Annotated in this window: 17 protein-coding genes; 15 read left to right on the forward strand and 2 right to left on the reverse strand. The window is 35.5% G+C overall.

Annotation, left to right across the window (positions count from 1 at the left end; genetic code table 11):
* Nucleotide 1 precedes the first annotated feature (1 nt).
* The 13 genes from QZ657_RS01050 to QZ657_RS01110 all read left to right on the forward strand — a co-directional run bounded on the left by QZ657_RS01050 (nt 2) and on the right by QZ657_RS01110 (nt 15350).
* Nucleotides 2–1048 (forward strand): vWA domain-containing protein, encoded by a 1047-nt coding sequence (locus QZ657_RS01050; protein ID WP_291959683.1) that lies wholly within the window; start codon nt 2–4, stop codon nt 1046–1048.
* On the forward strand, nt 1041–1901 hold the full coding sequence (locus tag QZ657_RS01055) for a tetratricopeptide repeat protein (protein ID WP_291964400.1): 861 nt from the start codon (nt 1041–1043) through the stop codon (nt 1899–1901). The genes QZ657_RS01050 and QZ657_RS01055 overlap by 8 nt, the downstream gene beginning before the upstream one ends.
* A 59-nt stretch (nt 1902–1960) precedes the next feature.
* Nucleotides 1961–3685, forward strand: a complete 1725-nt coding sequence (locus tag QZ657_RS01060; RefSeq protein ID WP_291959717.1) for a BatD family protein — start codon at nt 1961–1963, stop codon at nt 3683–3685.
* 2 nt (nt 3686–3687) lie between these two features.
* Nucleotides 3688–4449 (forward strand): tetratricopeptide repeat protein, encoded by a 762-nt coding sequence (locus tag QZ657_RS01065; protein WP_291964401.1) that lies wholly within the window; start codon nt 3688–3690, stop codon nt 4447–4449.
* 59 nt (nt 4450–4508) lie between these two features.
* Complete coding sequence (locus tag QZ657_RS01070) at nt 4509–4802, forward strand: hypothetical protein (RefSeq protein WP_276470760.1); 294 nt, start codon at nt 4509–4511, stop codon at nt 4800–4802.
* A gap of 68 nt (nt 4803–4870) precedes the next feature.
* Entirely contained in the window at nt 4871–6463 is a 1593-nt protein-coding gene (locus QZ657_RS01075; protein ID WP_291959689.1) for a SulP family inorganic anion transporter, read from the forward strand.
* 82 nt (nt 6464–6545) lie between these two features.
* Nucleotides 6546–7175 (forward strand): carbonic anhydrase family protein, encoded by a 630-nt coding sequence (locus QZ657_RS01080; protein ID WP_276470758.1) that lies wholly within the window; start codon nt 6546–6548, stop codon nt 7173–7175.
* 258 nt (nt 7176–7433) lie between these two features.
* On the forward strand, nt 7434–8453 hold the full coding sequence (pheS, locus tag QZ657_RS01085; protein ID WP_276470757.1) for a phenylalanine--tRNA ligase subunit alpha: 1020 nt from the start codon (nt 7434–7436) through the stop codon (nt 8451–8453).
* Between the two features lie 9 nt (nt 8454–8462).
* Nucleotides 8463–8858 carry a hypothetical protein gene (locus QZ657_RS01090; protein WP_291959694.1) on the forward strand — a complete coding sequence of 132 codons (396 nt, stop codon included), beginning with the start codon at nt 8463–8465 and terminating at the stop codon, nt 8856–8858.
* A 231-nt stretch (nt 8859–9089) separates the two neighbouring features.
* Nucleotides 9090–9569, forward strand: a complete 480-nt coding sequence (locus QZ657_RS01095) for a GbsR/MarR family transcriptional regulator (protein WP_276470755.1) — start codon at nt 9090–9092, stop codon at nt 9567–9569.
* A 100-nt stretch (nt 9570–9669) separates the two neighbouring features.
* Nucleotides 9670–10755 (forward strand): efflux RND transporter periplasmic adaptor subunit, encoded by a 1086-nt coding sequence (locus QZ657_RS01100; RefSeq protein ID WP_291964402.1) that lies wholly within the window; start codon nt 9670–9672, stop codon nt 10753–10755.
* Between the two features lie 37 nt (nt 10756–10792).
* The gene (locus QZ657_RS01105; protein ID WP_291964404.1) at nt 10793–13939 is read left to right on the forward strand and encodes an efflux RND transporter permease subunit; all 3147 of its coding nucleotides are present in this window, start codon (nt 10793–10795) and stop codon (nt 13937–13939) included.
* A gap of 7 nt (nt 13940–13946) precedes the next feature.
* Nucleotides 13947–15350: a TolC family protein gene (locus tag QZ657_RS01110; RefSeq protein ID WP_291964406.1), complete on the forward strand. Its 1404-nt coding sequence runs from the start codon at nt 13947–13949 to the stop codon at nt 15348–15350.
* 155 nt (nt 15351–15505) lie between these two features.
* On the opposite strand, the gene QZ657_RS01115 is transcribed toward QZ657_RS01110, so the two are convergent.
* The gene (locus QZ657_RS01115) at nt 15506–15973 is read right to left on the reverse strand and encodes a CYTH domain-containing protein (protein ID WP_291964409.1); all 468 of its coding nucleotides are present in this window, start codon (nt 15971–15973) and stop codon (nt 15506–15508) included.
* 52 nt (nt 15974–16025) lie between these two features.
* Between QZ657_RS01115 and dinB the strand changes: the two genes are divergently transcribed.
* Together dinB and QZ657_RS01125 are read left to right on the forward strand one after the other, a co-directional pair.
* Nucleotides 16026–17129 (forward strand): DNA polymerase IV, encoded by a 1104-nt coding sequence (gene dinB, locus QZ657_RS01120; protein WP_291964410.1) that lies wholly within the window; start codon nt 16026–16028, stop codon nt 17127–17129.
* A gap of 322 nt (nt 17130–17451) precedes the next feature.
* Complete coding sequence (locus QZ657_RS01125; protein ID WP_291959705.1) at nt 17452–17976, forward strand: PAS domain-containing protein; 525 nt, start codon at nt 17452–17454, stop codon at nt 17974–17976.
* A 68-nt stretch (nt 17977–18044) separates the two neighbouring features.
* Here QZ657_RS01125 and pyk read toward each other — a convergent pair whose 3' ends face one another.
* A complete protein-coding gene (gene pyk, locus QZ657_RS01130; protein ID WP_291959707.1) occupies nt 18045–19487 on the reverse strand; it encodes a pyruvate kinase in 1443 nt (480 codons plus the stop codon).
* Nucleotides 19488–19489 lie beyond the last annotated feature (2 nt).

Raw genomic sequence — 19489 nt, forward strand, 5'->3', positions numbered from 1 at the left:
TATGATACAGTACGACGAAAAAATATACTTTTATTTACTCTTTATCATTCCGGTGATAATAGTGCTGTTCTTTTTACTATTGGTCTGGAAAAAGAGAACGCAAAAGAAATTTGCGGATCCTGAACTTTTAAAAAGATTGACACCAAACCGCTCTTACAATAAGGGCGGACTAAAATTAATAGTCTTTACACTTGCCTTGGCATTGCTGGTCATTGGTTTGGTAAACCCAAAAATTGGCACAAAATTAGAAACCGTAAAAAGAGAAGGTGTAGATATTGTTTTTGCGGTAGATGTCAGTAAAAGTATGTTGGCGGAAGATATTGCCCCTAATAGAATAGAAAAAGCTAAAAGATTGGTTTCTGAAATCATTAATCAATTAGCAAGTGATAGAATTGGTATTATAGCCTATGCGGGACAAGCATACCCACAATTACCCATAACCACAGATTACGGTGCGGCAAAAATGTTCTTACAGGGTATGAATACTGACATGCTTACATCTCAAGGTACCGCTATTGACCAAGCCATTGAACTGGCATCTACCTATTATGATGATGTGGAACAGACCAACCGTGTACTGTTCATTATCTCTGATGGTGAAGATCATTCAGAGGGCTCAACACTAGATGCCGTAGAAGAAGCCGTTGAAGAAGGCATTATCATATACACTATTGGGGTAGGTAAAGAAAAAGGGGCGCCTATACCAATAAAAAGAAATGGTATTTTAGAAAGCCTAAAGAAAGATAGCCAAGGTGAAACCGTAATCACCAGATTAAACGAAACTGTATTAGCGGAAATTGCAAGCGAAGGTAATGGACAATATATTGATGGCTCCAATACAGATGCCGCAGTAGAGTATATTAAAGAAGAATTATTGAAAATGGATAAAAAGGAATTTGAAGCCAAACAATTCGCAGAATACAAAGATCAATTTCAGTGGTTTGTAGGCGCGGCATTGTTGCTTCTCTTTTTAGATATTTTTATCTTGGACCGCAAGACAAGCTGGTTAAAAAAACTTAATCTGTTCAATGAGAAAAGAAATGAATAAGATAAACACGGTACTACTATTGCTTTTTGTTTGTTTGTCCTCTTTTGCTCAAGAGAATGACGAAAAGGAAAAAGAAAAAGCTTTAAGATTATCTACCAATTTAACCTGGGATGCCAACAAGGCATTGTCAGAAGATGATTTTATTGCCGCAGAGGTGAATTATAGAAAAGCAATATCAAAAAGTACAGATAATAGCGCAGCGCCTTATAACTTAGGTAATGCCTACTATGAAAATGAAACGTATAATGAGGCGTTTGGCAGGTTTAAAGAAGCTGGTGAAGCTTCTACAACTAAAACTGACAAACATAAAGCTTACCATAATATGGGTAATGTTTTCATGAAACGTAAAGATTATGCCAAGGCGGTAGAAGCTTATAAAGAAGCTTTACGCAATGATCCTACTGACGAAGAAACCCGTTATAATCTAGCTTTGGCCAAAGAACTTTTGAAAAAGGATCAAGACGAGAACAAACAAGACCAAAACGAAAAAGACAAAGACAAAGACAACAAGGACGAAAACAAAGACCAAGATCAAAAAGACGAAGGCGAGAACGAGGATAAAAAAGATCAAGGTGAAGATGGCGACAAGGGAGATGAAGGCGATAAAGACAAAGAGAACAAAGATGATAATAACGAAGGTGAAGGCGACAATGAATCTGATCAAAAGAAAAAGCCGGAACAGGGTGATGGTGAAAACCAGCAGAATCAACAACAACCTAAACCTAATCAACTCTCTAAACAACAAGTCGAAAATTTATTGAGAGCCATGCAAAATGCAGAGAAAAAGGTTCAAGATAAAATCGATGCCAAAAAAGTAAAAGGAGCAAAAATTAAAACCGAAAAAGATTGGTAGATTTTAAATCCATAGCAAAACTTGGGTTAGTATTGACCGTATTCCTGTCTTCAATATGCATGATGGGCCAAAATAACGGTGGGGTAACTTTTGAAATGAAACTGAGTAAACCAAAGCTTGGTCTAAATGAAAGATTACGAGTAGATTTTACCATGAACCGCGATGGCGATAATTTTAGTCCGCCAGATTTTGCAGGTTTTAAAGTAATCATGGGACCTTCTCAATCTATAAGTTCTTCTTGGATCAATGGAGTAAGAAGCTATTCTAAATCATATTCATATACACTAGCACCTACTGCCAGAGGTAAATTTACCATTAAACAAGCTTCTATAGTAATTGATGGCGAAACCTATAAGTCATTGGCACAAAATGTTGAAGTTACAGCGGCAGTAGACAAACCCAGCGATCAAATGACCGCCGATGATATAGCAGATGAAAATTTACATTTGGTAGCCGAGATTTCAAAAACAAATCCGTATTTAAACGAAGCTATAACAGTAATTTACAAATTATATGTTAGTCCTAATATTAGCGTATCAAATTATCAACCTTTAGATAATCCAACCTATAATAATTTCTGGAGCCAAGATATAAAGGTAAACGGGCTTAGTGCGCAAAATGGAACTTATAAAGGCAAGCCTTACCGGTATGCTATTTTAAAACGTGTAGTTCTTTATCCGCAGAAATCCGGAAAACTGGACATAGAACCACTTTCACTAGATGTAACCGTAGATGTACCAACGGGTAGAAGAGACTTTTTTGGACAAAAAATGTATGCCCAAACCAACAAAACGGTATCTGCCGGCAAAAGAACAATTAATGTAAAACCTTTGCCTATTGAAAACCAACCTGCAGATTTTAATGGAGCCGTTGGGGATTTTGATTTTTCAGTGACTACTAGCAAGACCAGTTTAAATGCATCGGAATCTTTACAGGCAACCGTGGAGGTCAGTGGTAAAGGAAACCTAAAATTATTTAAACTTCCTGTATTAGAATTGCCAAGTGCTTTAGAAGTCTATGAACCGGAATTTACGGAGGGTGTTAGAACAACCTTGGCAGGAATGCAAGGCAAGGTTAGCAACCAATATACCATTGTACCTTCTTTTAGAGGAAAATATCCAATTGCCCCGTTAAGCTTTAGCTATTTTAACCCATCTACAGGAAAATATTCTACGTTAACATCCAATGAAATTGTTATTAATGTTTTGGAAGGTCCTTTAAGTGCATCGTCCAATGCCGTAGGAAATGCAAATAGCAATAAACAATCTGTAGTAAGTAACGGCAATGAGTTTAATTTTATAAAATTAAACCCCAATTTAACCGGTAAATCCGTTTCATATTTCTTTGGATCAACCTCATTTTATTTATGGCTCTTGTGTCCTTTACTACTCATTCCCCTAGCTATAGTTTTGAGAAAGAAAAGAGATGCCATTGCGGGAGATGTGGTAGGCAACAAAATTCGAAAAGCAAACAAACTGGCTCGAAAATATTTATCTGCTGCAAGAAAACAATTAGGTAACAAAGAGTCTTTTTATGTTGCTCTAGAACGTGCATTGCACAATTATTTAAAAGCAAAATTAAAGATTGAAACCTCTGAGTTCAGTAAAGATAAAATTACAGAGTTACTAAGGGCAAAACAGGTAGACGACACCAGTACGGACAGTTTCATTGCATTATTAAAGAACTGTGAAGCGGCAAGATATAGTCCTTTTTCAAATGTACAGATGCAAGCCGACTATGACAAAGCTAGTGAGGTAATTTCTATAATGGATAAACAATTATAAACATGTTCAAAAAGCTCATTACTTTTATCGGCCTTTTTGCAGTGCTAGTTTGTACCGCCCAGAACGAACAATTGTTTGAAAAGGCTACAGCGTCCTATAATGCCGGTGACTACGAAGATGCCACTAATTATTATTTGGATATTCTTGAAAACGGCAAACATTCATCTGCAGTGTACTTCAATCTTGGAAATTCTTACTACAAACAAAATAAAATTGCGGAAAGCATTTATTATTTTGAAAAAGCCCTGTTACTATCGCCTAATGATGAGGAGATAAAAACAAATCTTAGCTATGCTCAAAATATGACCATTGATGCCATAGATATAATGCCAGAGACTGGTCTATCTAAATTGTACAAAAACGTTACCGGCAAATTAACTTTTGACGAGTGGGCATACACGGCCGTAGGGTTCATGATCGTATTTGTAGTGCTATACATTTTATTTTATTATGCTGTTTATTCTTCAAGAAAGAGATTAACTTTTATAGGAAGTATGTTCGCTTTGTTGTTATGTCTTTTATCGGTAGTGTTCGCATATGTGCAGCGCAATGATTTTGACCAACATAGACCAGCTATTATTTTTGCTGAGGAAAGTGCTGTAAAATCTGAACCGAACAGTAAAAGCGAACAAGTTTTTCTTATTCATGCAGGGACCAAGTTAAATGTACTGGATGAATTGAATAATTGGAAAAAAATTAAACTTACGGACGGTAAAACCGGATGGGTCAAAAACAATGATCTAAAATTGTTAAAGGATTTTTAGCCAATAGTGCATAATTGTTAACTATTTGCACACTATCTTTATAAATCATACATTTATATATGAAGCTGGTAGCACGCATAACTTTACTCCTATTATGGCTTTTTGCAGTTACTGCGCCAAGCATAATTACGTTATGCGATATTGAGAACCCTATAGTCCTCACAAATCTGAACGAAGAAGAACAAGAATCCGGTAAGAAATCTATAGGTGAAGAAAAGTTTGTCAAAGAAAATTCCTTAGTATTTTCAATTGTATCTATCTCAGAAAATTCTATCATCAGTAACACTCATAAATTAGGTTATTTGGACCTATATTTAGAAATAGTATCTCCCCCGCCCGATGAAATCATATAATTATCTGCATTTACTAAATAACTAATCTAAATGTCCTAACCGGTTTAGGACCAAATTATATTATACACATGTTTAAACATATTAAGAGCGATATTCCTTCGAGTATTGTTGTATTTTTCGTCGCATTACCATTATGTCTAGGTATTGCCCTTGCAAGTGGAGCACCATTATTCTCAGGTCTAATAGCAGGTATCATAGGTGGTATTGTTGTAGGTGCCATGAGCGGATCTAAAATTGGAGTTAGTGGTCCGGCTGCCGGTCTGGCCGCTATTGTATTGACCGCAATAGGTACACTTGGCGGTTATGAAAATTTTTTGGTAGCCGTTGTATTAGGTGGTATTATCCAAATAGTATTTGGTATTTTAAAAGCTGGTGTTATTGGCTATTACTTTCCTTCTTCCGTAATTAAAGGAATGCTTACCGGTATTGGTATTATCATTATTCTTAAACAAATTCCGCACTTTTTTGGCTATGATCCCGATCCTGAGGGTGACTGGGCATTTTTTCAAGTAGATGGGGAAAACACCTTTTCAGAAATTTTAAATACCATAAACAATATTAGTCCCGGGGCAACCATAATAGCAATTATAGGTTTGGCTATTCTTTTGTTATGGGACAAAGTACTTTCTAAAAAAGGTAAAATCTTTCAGTTGGTACAGGGTCCATTGGTGGCAGTTGTTACCGGTATTTTGTTTTATGTATTTACCAAGGATAGCGAAGTATTTGGTATATCGGCAGACCATCTAGTGAAAGTACCAGTACCAGAAGATGTTTCTTCTTTTCTTGGTCAGTTCAGTTTTCCAAATTTTAGTGCAATAACTAATCCGCAGGTTTGGATTACCGGTTTTACCATAGCATTGGTAGCAAGTCTAGAAACTTTACTTTGTGTTGAAGCTACGGACAAGCTAGACCCTCATAAAAATGTTACTCCTACCAACAGAGAATTATTGGCGCAAGGTACCGGTAATATAATTTCCGGTATGATAGGCGGTCTACCGATCACTCAAGTTATCGTTCGTAGTTCTGCCAATATACAGTCTGGTGGAAGAACTAAATTATCGGCAATAATTCATGGTTTTTTATTATTGATATCCGTAATTCTGATACCAACATTGTTGAACATGATTCCTTTATCGGTCCTGGCGGCCATACTATTTATTGTAGGATATAAGTTGGCAAAGCCTGCTTTATTCATAAAAATGTACAAGCTTGGCTGGAAACAATCCATACCATTTTTTGTTACCGTTCTAGGAATTGTTTTTACAGATTTGTTAATAGGTATAAGCCTTGGTCTAGCCGTAGGTATCATTGTAATTCTTTTAAAGAACTATCAAAACTCTCATTTTTTGCATATTGAAGATAAAAGCGATGGTAAACACAGAATCAATATGACCTTGGCAGAAGAAGTTACCTTTATTAATAAAGGTGCCATTTTAAAGGAACTTGATAATTTGCCGAATGACACGCATCTTTCAATAGATATTATGAAGACTAAATATTTAGATTATGACATTATTGAAATTTTAGAGGACTTTAGTTTAAAGGCCAAAGAACGAAATATTGATATAAAGCTAATTTCTAATAGAGGCATAGTTGAAAACCCACCCAGTTATATTGAGTTTTTTCAACAACCTGAAAAGTCAAACCTAAGTTTAAAATAACTAAATGTATTATTATTGATCCTTTTTCAATGGAACAAGCATATCATTGATAAAGAATCATTTTAAAATCTATTATAATATTATGAAAGCACATACTAAAGAAACCCAAGCAACAATGACCCCTTCTAAATCATTGGATTTTTTGAAGGAAGGAAATCAAAGGTTTCAAAATAACCTGAAAGCAAATAGAAATCTTTTAGAGCAGGTAAACGATACTAGCGAAGGTCAGTTTCCCTTTGCTACCATACTAAGCTGTATTGACTCTAGAGTTTCTGCCGAATTGGTCTTTGACCAAGGCCTTGGTGATATTTTCAGTGTAAGAATAGCAGGAAATTTCGTAAACGAAGATATTCTTGGAAGCATGGAATTTGGATGCAAACTAGCGGGAACCAAATTAATCGTAGTATTGGGCCATACTAGCTGTGGAGCTATTAAAGGGGCCTGTGATCATGCAAGATTGGGTAATTTGACCGCTTTGATCAATAAAATTGAACCGGCAGTAGACGCTGTTAAAGAACCTACAGATGAGAGTCAAAGAAACTCTAAAAATTTAGATTTTGTAGATAAAGTTGCGGCTAAAAATGTGGAAATGACTATTGAAAACATTAGAAAAGATAGTCCCGTTTTAGCCGAAATGGAAGAAAACGGTGAAATAATGATTGTTGGGGCAATGTACGATATTGCGTCTGGAGCAGTTGAATTCTATAGTTAAGACCATAAACTTTTAAATAAAAAAACCGGTGCCTACGCATCGGTTTTTTTTTACGATATGCTCTATTTTAAAAATGTTTTCTAACTTTTTAAAAAAATAGAAGCTTCTTTATTTTCGGATATAGCCTACATCAAGTTTATTAATTATGATCAACACTACCTATACTATTATAATTTATACGTGCATAGGCATCAAAACATATAAAAACATATCATACCTGTTCTAAAAGTTTTAAATTTGCGACTTTAATCAACATTCATGATTGATAAGATAAAAGAAGAAATCTCTACAGTAGCATCGTTTACTGCTGACAATATGGAAGCCGTAGAAACGTTTCGTATAAAATATTTAGGAAAAAAAGGTATCCTCAACGAATTCTTTGCAGCGTTTAAAAATATACCGAACGACCAGAAAAAAGAGTTTGGCCAAACTATTAACGAACTTAAAAATGCCGCTACAGAAAAGGTAGAATCTTTAAAACAAGTATTAGAGAGCAACCAGACCGATGAGCAGGTTTATGGTGATTTAACCAGACCTGGAAACCCTATTGAACTAGGTTCACGTCATCCTATATCCATAGTTAAAAACAAGATTATCGATATTTTTTCAAGAATTGGTTTCAATGTATCCGAAGGTCCTGAAATAGAGGATGATTGGCATAATTTTACCGCATTGAACTTACCTGAGTATCATCCTGCAAGAGATATGCAAGATACTTTCTTTGTACAAACAGATCCAGATATCTTATTGCGTACACATACGTCTTCGGTACAAGTGCGTTATATGGAAAATAATCAACCTCCTATTCGTACCATATCACCAGGTAGAGTATATAGGAATGAAGCTATTTCTGCTAGATCTCACTGCTTCTTTCACCAAATAGAAGGCTTGTATATAGACAAGGATGTTTCTTTTGCAGATTTAAAACAAACACTTCAATACTTTACGGCAGAGCTTTTTGGAAAATCTAAAATTAGGTTAAGGCCCTCTTATTTCCCATTTACGGAACCAAGTGCAGAAGTTGATGTATACTGGGGTTTGGAGACTGAATCTGATTACAAAATTACCAAAGGTACCGGTTGGCTAGAAATTGGTGGCTGCGGTATGGTAGACCCTAATGTACTTACAAATTGTGGACTTGACCCTGAGATATATTCTGGCTTTGCTTTTGGTGTAGGTATTGATCGTATTGCCATGTTATTACATCAAATTACAGATATTCGCTTACTGAGTGAAAATGACCTACGCTTTTTAGAGCAATTTAAAAGCGCCCTTTAAGATTTCTTAGTGAAAAAAGATATTGAAATACCTATTGTTAAAGATGTTTACGTTGCCATGATCCGTGAATGGAACGAAGAATTCTTGGACAAAGACTGGAATGCATATATTATAAACGATAAGGATACGCCTATTGAAATGACCATTGCAGTATCAAAAGGTTATGATGGTGATCGCAAAACTTCCACCATGAGACACGGCATTGGCGATATACCACCAAAATCATTTAAAAAGATCGAGGTGGTTCAAGAAGATGTTTTGGCCTTGAACAATGAGTTTTTTGTCACTTTCTTTGCGGACAACAAATTGTTTGAGAAACGATTTTTATTCGAAAAGAACACAGTTAGGGAAACCAATTTAACACAAATTCTTTTGATTGAGAAAGAGGGTATTCTTGCCAAATAGACTTTTTTTTAAAATGTTTAGAATTTAAAATTCTATCATACTTCACAAAAATAATTGCACCTTCAAATTTAAAATACCGTTAAAAATTGTTTCTATTGAATTAATTTTCAATTAGTTATGATTTAATTTTACACAGTAAATCATAGTTTAAAAAGATTTAACAAAATTTAAGTTCTTTTAGTTTGTTTACTACCGAACTAACTATACCTTTGTAGCCTCAAATTAGGAATTATGGAGAAAGAAGAACGTAAACAAAAGTTAATAGAGGAACTAGGTGTTCATTTTGAAGCTGAATATAATTTACCCCCTTTGGCAGCCAGAATTTTTGGAAATCTAGTAGTTACAGAGGAAGTAGGTTTAACTTTTGATGATTGTCAAAATAAAAGAGGTGCCAGTAAGAGCTCAATTTCAACCTCTCTAAATTTGCTTTTACAATTAGGTATGATTACCTATTTCACAAAATCTGGAGATAGAAGAAGATATTTTCAAATTTCTGACAAGAGCACTTTTTTTATTAAAAAATTAGAGCAGGCACTTAAAAAGGCTGCTAACGAATCTAAAATGATACAAAAGGTAGCTGCATACGATAAAGAATTTAATACTGAAAAATATAATTCTAACAAAGCTAAAATAGACGCTTATATGCATTGCTTAAGTGAAAATGAAACTACGTACAAAGAAACGATAGAAGCTTTAAAAAAATTAATATAAAAAAATTTGAACACATAGTTCGTTTTTTACCGAACTTACTGAATTAACAAAACCTTAACAGAAAACAACAACGATTTATATACGTAAACATCCAATTAAAATGAGAAAGTTATCAATTATAGGAATAATAAGTGCAGCTCTTCTTTTGAGTTCATGCTTTGGTTCATCTGAAAAACCGGCACAAGCGGCAGCGGCACCTCCACCACCAAGCTTAAAAATTGCTCAATTGACCAAACAGAACCTAACTGTTTATAATGAATTTTCTACTACCCTTGAGGGGAAGCAAAATGTAGAAATTTGGCCTAAAGTTTCGGGATTTGTACAAGAAGTGTATGTTGAGGAAGGTCAAAAAATTAAAAAGGGCCAATTACTTTTTAAACTGGAAACACAAACGTTGAACCAAGATGCCAATGCGGCCAAAGCATCTGTAAACGTAGCGCAAGTAGAAGTAGATAAACTGAAGCCACTTGTAGAAAAGAATATAATTAGTAATGTACAATTAGAAACCGCAAAGGCACAATTAGAGCAGGCCAAGGCCAATTACCAGAGTGTGGCATCTAATATAGGCTACTCACGTATTACTAGTCCGGTAGACGGTTATATAGGAGAAATACCATATAAAATAGGTGCATTGGTAAGTTCTGCCATGAGTAAACCTTTAACTACGGTATCTGATGTTAGTGAAGTTCGTGCCTATTTTTCTATGAATGAAAAAGAATTATTGAAGCTTAAGGAATCAATGCCAAAAAATGACAAAAATGTTATAGACCTTGATAAAGCTCCAAAAGTTTCACTTATTATGATCAATGGCGAAGAATATGCCGAACCCGGAAAAATTGCCATGATCAATACAATAATCAATAGCACCACGGGTAGTGTTACCGCAAGGGCAGATTTTGACAATGAAGGCAATTTACTCAGCAGCGGTAGTACCGGTAAAATCAGAATACCAACTGTGTATGAAGGTGCTTATGAAATACCGCAAACAGCAACTATAGACCTTCAAGGTAAAAAATTGGTTTACGTAGTCAAAGATGATAATACGGTAACAACAATGCCATTAAACATTATCACTACTACACAAAAAGGATTTATTGTTGAAAATGGAATTGATGAGGGTACATATATTGTATTAGAAGGGGCCTCTAAACTAAGGGACGGAATGACCATTGATCCGATCAAGTAAGCATCCACCAATAAACATAACATACAAATAAAGAACAATGTTTCAAAAATTTATAGATCGACCCGTTCTTTCTACGGTCATATCGATCATTATCGTCATTTTAGGTGTTTTAGGGTTATCGACCTTACCTATTGAAGAATATCCGGAAATAGCACCGCCTACGGTGCAGGTAACCAGTACATATACAGGTGCCAATGCAGAGACCGTACTTAAAAGTGTTGTTATACCATTAGAGGAGCAGATCAACGGTGTTGAAGACATGTTGTATATGACTTCTAATGCCAGTAACGACGGTGCTGCGACCATAAATGTCTTTTTTAAACTAGGTACAGATCCAGATATTGCCGCCGTAAACGTTCAAAACAGGGTTGCCAGGGCTAATAGTGTTTTGCCACAGGCCGTTGTACAAACTGGTGTCATTACCCAAAAATCTCAAACTAGTGCGCTATTATTCTTTTCCCTGTTTTCAGATAATGAGGAATATGATGCAACATTTGTAGAGAATTATGCCAGAATTAATCTTGTACCTAAACTTCAACGTATAGAAGGTGTAGGTAACGTAACCGTTTTTGGCGCTAAAGATTACTCTATGCGTATTTGGTTAAATCCTGAAAAGATGGCTGCTTATAAACTTATGCCATCAGATATACAGGCTGCACTTAACGAACAAAACCTTGAAGCCGCTACCGGTAAAATTGGTGAGAATGCCGATGGTGTTTATGAATACGTATTAAAATATAAAGGTCGTCTTTCTAATGAGGCCGAATATGAAAATATCATTATAAGAGCTCAAGAAAATGGTCAATTCCTACGCCTAAAGGATGTTGCCGATGTTGAGCTGGGCGCCTTTAATTATGGTACCAAGAACGAAGGTATGCGCAAACCCGGTACAGCAGTCGGTATTTTTCAAACTTCCGGGTCTAATGCAAATGCCATAATTGATGAAATTCAGACAATACTAGATGAGAGTAGTCAGGATTTTCCTAAAGGATTGGACTACGTGATCCCGTACAATACTAAAGATTTCCTAAGCGCATCTATTGAGCATGTTGTACAAACATTGATAGAGGCATTCTTATTGGTATTCCTAGTAGTTTTTATATTCCTTCAAGATTTTAGATCTACTTTAATTCCTGCTATTGCCGTTCCGGTGGCAATTGTTGGTACGTTCTTCTTCTTATCCTTATTCGGATTTTCGATCAACATGTTAACTTTGTTCGCAATGATCCTGGCAATTGGTATTGTGGTAGATGATGCCATAGTTGTTGTGGAAGCGGTACATGCCAAGATGGAAGAAGGTGCTACCAATGCAAAAACGGCGACTAAATCTGCTATGTCAGAAATATCAGGTGCTATAATTTCCATCACTTTGGTTATGTCTGCGGTATTTATTCCGGTATCATTTATTAGTGGTTCGTCGGGTGTGTTCTACCAACAGTTTGGTATAACATTGGCAATCGCAATTCTTATTTCTGCCGTTAATGCGTTGACTTTAAGTCCGGCATTGGCCGCACTTTTATTAAAACCACATCATAATTCCGAAGAAAAGAAAAAAAGCGTGGTAAAACGTTTTTTCTCTGCTTTCAACACCGGTTTTGATGCTGTTACGGATAAGTATATTGGTTCCGTAAAATATATTACCCAAAGAAAATGGATAACATGGGGATCTCTTGCCGTTTTTGCTGTTATTGCCTTTTTGCTGTTCGAATCAACCCCTACAGGTTTTATTCCAAATGAGGACAAAGCTATTGTATTTGCCGATGTAACAATGCCTCCTGGCACTACTTTGGAACAGACGCAGAAAACGGTAAAGAAATTAGATTCTATCTACCAATCTATGGATATCATTGAAGCTCGTATGAACATTACAGGTTTCAGTATTTTGAACAGCGTGAACGGTGGTTCTTACGGGTTCTCCGTACTTCGTCTTAAAGATTGGGGAAAAAGAGAAGGGGAAGGAGAATCTGTCCAAGAAGTAGTAGGAAGCCTATTTGCAAAAACAGCGGGACTAAAAGATGCCAAAATATTCTTCTTTACTCCGCCAAGTGTTCGTGGTTTTGGTAATTCTACCGGTTTTGAAATGAACCTGCAAAGTAAAGATGCCGATGATTGGCAGACCGTAAATAAAGTTACCAATGAGTTTTTAGGTGCCATAAACGCAAGGCCAGAGGTACAATATGCCATTACAAACTTCAACGCAAATTTCCCTCAGTATGAATTAGATGTGGATGTTGAAAAAACAAAAATGGCAGGTTTGGCGGTTACCGATGTTTTCAGTGCTATGCAAGGATACTATGGAGGATTGTATACAACTGACTTCAATAAGTTTGGTAAGCAATATCGTGTTATGATCCAAGCTAAACCAGAAGATAGAGCAGATGAAAATTCACTGAACCATATATTTGTAACGAACGCGAACGGTGAATCTGTTGCAGTATCACAGTTTGTATCGTTGAAGAAAATTTATGGCCCTGAAGTTGTTAGTAGATTTAATCTATTAAGCTCTGTAAAAATAAACGGTGCAATGAACCCTGGCTATTCTACAGGAGATGCCATTAAGGCAATAGAAGAAGTAGCCGCAGAAGTTTTACCGAATAACTATACGTTTGAATATTCCGGTCTTACCAAAGAAGAAAATAGCGCAGGTAGCCAAACTATTATCATATTCATTTTGAGTTTGGTATTTGTATACTTCTTGTTAAGTGCCCAGTATGAATCTTATATTTTACCATTGGCAATTTTACTTTCATTACCGGTTGGTATTGCAGGTGCTATTGGTTTCGTAAGCATGGCCGAACTTGAAAATAACATCTATTTCCAGATTGCATTGATCATGCTTATTGGTCTACTTTCCAAAAATGCCATTCTTATTGTAGAGTTTGCATTACAACGTAGAAAGCACGGTATGTCTATTATAGATTCTGCCATAGATGGTGCAAAAGCTAGGCTTAGACCAATTTTAATGACCTCATTTGCCTTTATACTTGGTTTAATGCCGTTGGCACTATCATCTGGTATAGGCGCAGTAGGTAACCGCTCTATTGGTATGAGTGCCGTTGGGGGTATGTTAATAGGCACCATATTCGGTGTATTCGTTATACCGGCATTGTATGTTATTTTCCAAACAATACAGGAACGTATTACAGGTGCTCCACAAGAAGTTATTGAAGAATCTAAGAACTAAAGAAATCATGAATAAATTAGTATCCAATAAAATAATATTGGTCGTCTTTCTGCCACTTTTGTTGCAGTCTTGTTTTACCGCTAAAACATATGAACGACCAAATGTAGAAACCGAAAAACTTTACAGAACAGATAATCTGCCTCAGGACAGCATATCTTTTGCTTCGGTTTCTTACCAAGACCTTTTTACAGATTCTTATTTGAAAACATATATTCAAAAAGGATTGGAAAATAACCTTGACATCCGCATTGCTCTACAGAGTATTTCGGCTGCAGAGGCTTATGTTAAACAGGGAAAAGCTGGTTATTTACCTACAATTAACGGTGCCGCAAGTGCCACTAGAACCGCTAGAACAAGTGAAAACGGACAGTTTGGTAGTTTTTTCACTCAGCCTTTTAATCAATATGAAACTTCTGGAACAGCTTCTTGGGAAGCGGATATTTGGGGAAAAATAAGAAGTACCAAACGTGCCAGCGATGCCAATTATTTACAAACCGTAGCGGCACATAAAGCTGTAAAAACTAGTTTGGTGGCGCAAATTGCTACTACCTACTATCAAATATTGGCTTTGGATAAGCAAATTTCAGTTACTGAAGAAACCATTGAAAACCGTGCAAAAAGTTTAGAGACCATTTCTGCACTAAAAGAGGCTGGGCAAGCAAATCAGGTTGGTGTTGACCAAACTGCAGCACAATTATATAGTGCACAAAGTCAATTGTTAGACCTTAAAAATTTACTTTATCAAGCGGAAAATACCTTAAGTATTTTATTAAGTGAAGAACCACAAACTTATGAACGCAGTTCATTAGATGAGCAGTCTTTAGCTAACGAAATGCAATTAGGCGTACCTGCGCTTTTACTTCGTAACAGACCAGATATTATGCAAGCGGAATATAGCTTAGTAAATAGTTTTGAATTAACGAACGTTGCCAGAAGTAATTTTTATCCATCCATAACGCTATCTGCACAAGGTGGATTTCAAAGTTTAGATTTTGATAATTGGATAGATTCCAGTTCAATATTCGCTAATCTAGTTGGTGGTTTAACACAGCCAATATTTAACGGTAGAAAAATTAGAACAGCTTACGAAGTGGCAAAAGTGCAACAAGAACAATCTTTATTAAGCTTCAAAAAAATGCTCTTAAATGCTGGCAAAGAAGTTTCTGAAGCCTTATATGATTACAATATTGCTATTGAAAAAGAGACATATATCTCTAAACAGGTTTCGGCTTTAAAAAGAGCCGAAAGTAATTCTGAAGAATTATTGAATAGTGGTTACCTAACCTATTTAGATTTGTTGACCGCAAGAGAGAATTCTTTGAATGCAGAATTGAATTTAGTAAACAACAAATTATCACAATTGTCCGCAACAGTTGAATTATACCGTTCTCTTGGTGGTGGATGGCAATAAATCATTTGATAAGAATATTATTGCGAAGTATAAATTGTATAGATGAGCATGAATACAATGCTTTAAAATAGATGCCAAAGGGTCAAAATTGATGATGTCGCAAAGACCCTTGGCATCTTTTTTAATTTATAAGTAGACGTATATAATATAAAGGACTACCATAGATTAAAAGGTGTTTTACTTAATTGGGAGTTATAATATTTTACCTCACCGGTGACCTCTACCCCCAACCAAGCTGGTTTTTCAAATAATTCATTCTCATCGTTCAATTCAATTTCAGCTACTGTCAACCCTTCATTTTCATCATGGAATTCATCTACCTCATACACATGGTTCCCTACCGGCACTTCATATCTATGTTTATCTAGAATTCCTTTTTCACACAACTTCAATAGATTTTCGGCATCTACTACAGAAATTTCCTTTTCCCATTCAAACCTAGATGTGCCTGAAGTATTGGATTTCCCCTTTACGGTAATAAATCCGGTTTCGCCCTTTATTCTTACTCTTACCGTTCTATCAGGATCTGTATTTAAAAAACCTTGAACAATTCGTGTTTTAGACCTTGCCTCAGATTTATAATCATCAGATTTTACTAAAAACTTACGCTCTATTTCTATCATATGAATGGTTAAAACTACTATCCATAAACTAAGATAAGTCTTAAATTTGCTTATGCCCAATGAAATGCCTCTTCGAAAAATTATTCATGTTGATATGGATGCCTTTTATGCGTCCGTAGAAGAGTTGGACAACCCAGAATTAAAGGGCAAGCCCTTGGCCGTTGGTGGCAGTGAGAAAAGAGGCGTGGTATCGGCAGCAAATTATGAAGCCCGTAAGTTTGGTGTGCGAAGTGCTATGAGCGGATTTCAAGCTAGAAAAAACTGTCCGCACTTAACCTTTGTAAAACCTCGTTTTGAACGGTACAAAGAAATTTCAAAACAAATACGATCTATTTTCTTTGAGTATACAGATTTGGTAGAACCATTGTCGCTAGATGAAGCATACCTAGATGTAACCATAAATAAAAAAGGAAACCCTTCTGCCACTATGCTTGCCACAGAAATTAGGCAACGTATTCTAGAAAAAACAGGCTTAAATGCATCCGCAGGAATCTCGATCAATAAATTCATTGCCAAAGTCGCCAGTGATATCAATAAACCTAACGGACAAAAAACAGTAAATCCAGAAGAGGTAATTCCGTTTTTAGAAGAATTAGATATACGTAAATTTTACGGTGTAGGTAAAGTCACTGCTGAAAAAATGTACAAGTTGGGCATTTTTACGGGTAAGGACTTAAAATCAAAATCCATTGAATTTCTAGCCGAAAATTTTGGCAAAAGCGGTCCATACTATTATCATGTAGTACGTGGCATTCATAATAGTGAAGTTAAACCGCACCGCATACCAAAATCTGTTGGAGCGGAACGTACATTCAACGAAAACCTCAGCAGTGAAATTTTTATGCTGGAAAGGTTAGAGCATATTGCTCAAGAACTAGAAAGAAGACTAACGAAATCTAAGGTAGCAGGAAAAACTGTTACGCTAAAAATAAAATACAGCGATTTCACTTTAAACACCAGAAGTAAAACTATGCCCTATTTTATTGCGGACAAAGACCTTATTTTAGAAACGGCTAAAGACCTTCTCTATCAAGAGGAATTACAAAACTCTGTTCGACTATTAGGCATCTCTTTATCCAATTTAAATACAGAAAATAAGAAGACTAAAAAAGTTGATGATAAATCAATTTTAGTGCAATTAAAGTTTGATTTTTAATTACTATCATACTTAACAAAAACAATTTCTTAAACTAAGCTTTTAGCATATTAATGATATCCGTTGTATAAAACAAAACTGGCATATCTATAGACTAAAAACAACTTTCAAATACACGTTTTTCTCATAAAATAGTGCATTTTTAGAGAAAAACATCTTTATTAATGTTCAACCTTTACATTTACTTTCTAAAGTATTAGTTACGAAGTCTTAAACATTAATGCTAATCCTGTCTTAAAATTTTAATCCTGAAAAGTAAATTTTTAGCTTTATCACAAATTGCTATGAAAAAAAAATTATTTATCTCTCTAAACTACACAGAATGATAGAATTAAAGGATTACGATAATGCCGTGATTAAGTTTAGAAAAAGTTTAAACTACAATTTATTGCCAGTTCTTTCCTGGGACTTTTACGCGCCTAATTACGAAGTAATAAAACAAACGGAAGAAGATTCGGTTACACTTTTAAATTTGGTTTCTAACAATTCTTGGGATTTTGATACAAATATTCTTGATACCAAGTTAAAGTCCGATAAGAATATTGTGGTAGTTACAGATGCTCAATTAAACATTGTTTTTGCAACCAAGAATATGTGGAATATGAGTCAATACTACCCAGAAGAAATTATTGGTAAAAGCCCTAAAATGTTCCAAGGTAACTTAACATCCAAATCTACCTTAAAAATAGTTTCTGATGCAGTTAAAGAACAAAAGCCTTTTGAAGTTACGGTAGTCAATTATAGAAAAGACGGTTCAACATACCATTGTTGGATACAAGGGCATCCAATATTTGACAAAAAAGGTAAAATTGTCAACTTTATTGCCTTTGAAAAAGAAGTTGCCTAAGATGTAAGTGTTTATAAAAAAAGGGTCGCTATTAGCGACCCTTTTTTTATACATTATATTGAAACAGACTAAATATCGCCCGACTCTATTTCACTTACCCTTAAGGTATTTACCATACCTTTATCCTTAATAGGCATTGCTGCAAGACTAATTATCATATCCCCTACCTGTAAATAACCTTTATTGAAGGCAATGCGGTTAACATCATCAACTGTATCATCGGTAGATACAAATTTGTCATAATAAAAAGCTTTTACACCCCATAATAAATTAAGTTGTGTAAGTATTCTTCTGTTTGATGTAAACACCAAGATATGCGCACTTGGTCTCCATGCTGAAATTTGAAAAGCGGTATAACCACTATTTGTCAAAGTTGAAATTGCTTTCGCCTTAATATCGTTTGCCATTGTTGCGGCATGATAACAAATAGACTTGGTAATAAATCTTTTGGTACGAATATGTGGTGGATCATGTGGTACATGAATTAAATCAGAACCTTCTACACTCTCCAAGATACTAGACATTTTTTCAATAACCTGTACAGGGTAATTACCCACAGAGGTTTCACCTGATAGCATTACCGCATCCGCACCATCCATTACGGAATTGGCAACGTCGTTTACCTCTGCCCTTGTTGGTGTAAGACTAGTTATCATAGTCTCCATCATTTGGGTTGCTATAATTACAGGTATTCTAGCTTTTTTGGCTCTTAATACTAATTGCTTTTGAATTAATGGAACCTCTTGTGCAGGAACTTCAACACCCAAATCACCACGTGCCACCATTAAACCATCACAATACGCAACAATTTTATCAATATTCTCTACAGCTTCCGGTTTTTCAATCTTAGCTATTATTGGAATTTTATGCTCAGAATGTTTATTTATAATATTCTGCAGATCAATTAAATCTTGACTAAAACGTACAAAAGAAAGTGCGATCCAATCTACCTCTAAAGAAATGGCAAATTCAGCATCTTTAATATCCTTTGGGGTAAGTGCCGGTAAAGAGATATTTGTATTAGGTAAGTTAACACCCTTTTTAGATTTTAATGGACCTCCTTGTATAACCTTTGCCAAAACTTCATCTTCACCATTAGTTTTAACAACCTCGAACATTAATTTACCATCATCTAAAAGAATACGTTCCCCAGCTTTTACATCTCTTGGAAACTCTTTGTAGTTCATGTAAACGCGTTCTGCATTACCTTCAAAAGGCTTACCGGTTACAAATGTTATTTCATCACCAGGACTTACTACAACGTCACCTGCCATTACGCCTACACGTAATTTAGGACCTTGTAAATCAGCTAAAATAGAAGTGTTGGTTTCCATTTCGGCATTTAATTCACGTATCATATTTACACGCTCCTTAACATCTTCATAATCTGCATGGGAAAAGTTTATCCTGAATACATCTACTCCTGCATCAATCATGCTTCTGAGCACTTCTTTTTTGCTAGTTGCAGGACCCAGGGTCGCTACAATTTTCGTCTTTTTTACAGTTGGCATAT

The sequence above is a fragment of the Maribacter sp. genome, assembly GCA_020629415.1.
GTDB classification, from domain to species: Bacteria; Bacteroidota; Bacteroidia; order Flavobacteriales; family Flavobacteriaceae; genus Maribacter; species Maribacter huludaoensis.

Excerpts from the sequence above, each read along its gene's own strand:
- pyk (WP_291959707.1), bottom strand. The coding sequence starts at position 19,487 with ATGCCAACTGTAAAAAAGACGAAAATTGTAGCGACCCTGGGTCCTGCA.
- QZ657_RS01060 (WP_291959717.1), top strand. The coding sequence starts at position 1,961 with ATGATGGGCCAAAATAACGGTGGGGTAACTTTTGAAATGAAACTGAGT.
- QZ657_RS01100 (WP_291964402.1), top strand. The coding sequence starts at position 9,670 with ATGAGAAAGTTATCAATTATAGGAATAATAAGTGCAGCTCTTCTTTTG.
- QZ657_RS01125 (WP_291959705.1), top strand. The coding sequence starts at position 17,452 with ATGATAGAATTAAAGGATTACGATAATGCCGTGATTAAGTTTAGAAAA.
- QZ657_RS01050 (WP_291959683.1), top strand. The coding sequence starts at position 2 with ATGATACAGTACGACGAAAAAATATACTTTTATTTACTCTTTATCATT.
- QZ657_RS01080 (WP_276470758.1), top strand. The coding sequence starts at position 6,546 with ATGAAAGCACATACTAAAGAAACCCAAGCAACAATGACCCCTTCTAAA.
- QZ657_RS01075 (WP_291959689.1), top strand. The coding sequence starts at position 4,871 with ATGTTTAAACATATTAAGAGCGATATTCCTTCGAGTATTGTTGTATTT.
- pheS (WP_276470757.1), top strand. The coding sequence starts at position 7,434 with ATGATTGATAAGATAAAAGAAGAAATCTCTACAGTAGCATCGTTTACT.
- QZ657_RS01055 (WP_291964400.1), top strand. The coding sequence starts at position 1,041 with ATGAATAAGATAAACACGGTACTACTATTGCTTTTTGTTTGTTTGTCC.
- QZ657_RS01105 (WP_291964404.1), top strand. The coding sequence starts at position 10,793 with ATGTTTCAAAAATTTATAGATCGACCCGTTCTTTCTACGGTCATATCG.
- QZ657_RS01065 (WP_291964401.1), top strand. The coding sequence starts at position 3,688 with ATGTTCAAAAAGCTCATTACTTTTATCGGCCTTTTTGCAGTGCTAGTT.
- QZ657_RS01115 (WP_291964409.1), bottom strand. The coding sequence starts at position 15,973 with ATGATAGAAATAGAGCGTAAGTTTTTAGTAAAATCTGATGATTATAAA.
- dinB (WP_291964410.1), top strand. The coding sequence starts at position 16,026 with ATGCCCAATGAAATGCCTCTTCGAAAAATTATTCATGTTGATATGGAT.
- QZ657_RS01095 (WP_276470755.1), top strand. The coding sequence starts at position 9,090 with ATGGAGAAAGAAGAACGTAAACAAAAGTTAATAGAGGAACTAGGTGTT.
- QZ657_RS01070 (WP_276470760.1), top strand. The coding sequence starts at position 4,509 with ATGAAGCTGGTAGCACGCATAACTTTACTCCTATTATGGCTTTTTGCA.
- QZ657_RS01110 (WP_291964406.1), top strand. The coding sequence starts at position 13,947 with ATGAATAAATTAGTATCCAATAAAATAATATTGGTCGTCTTTCTGCCA.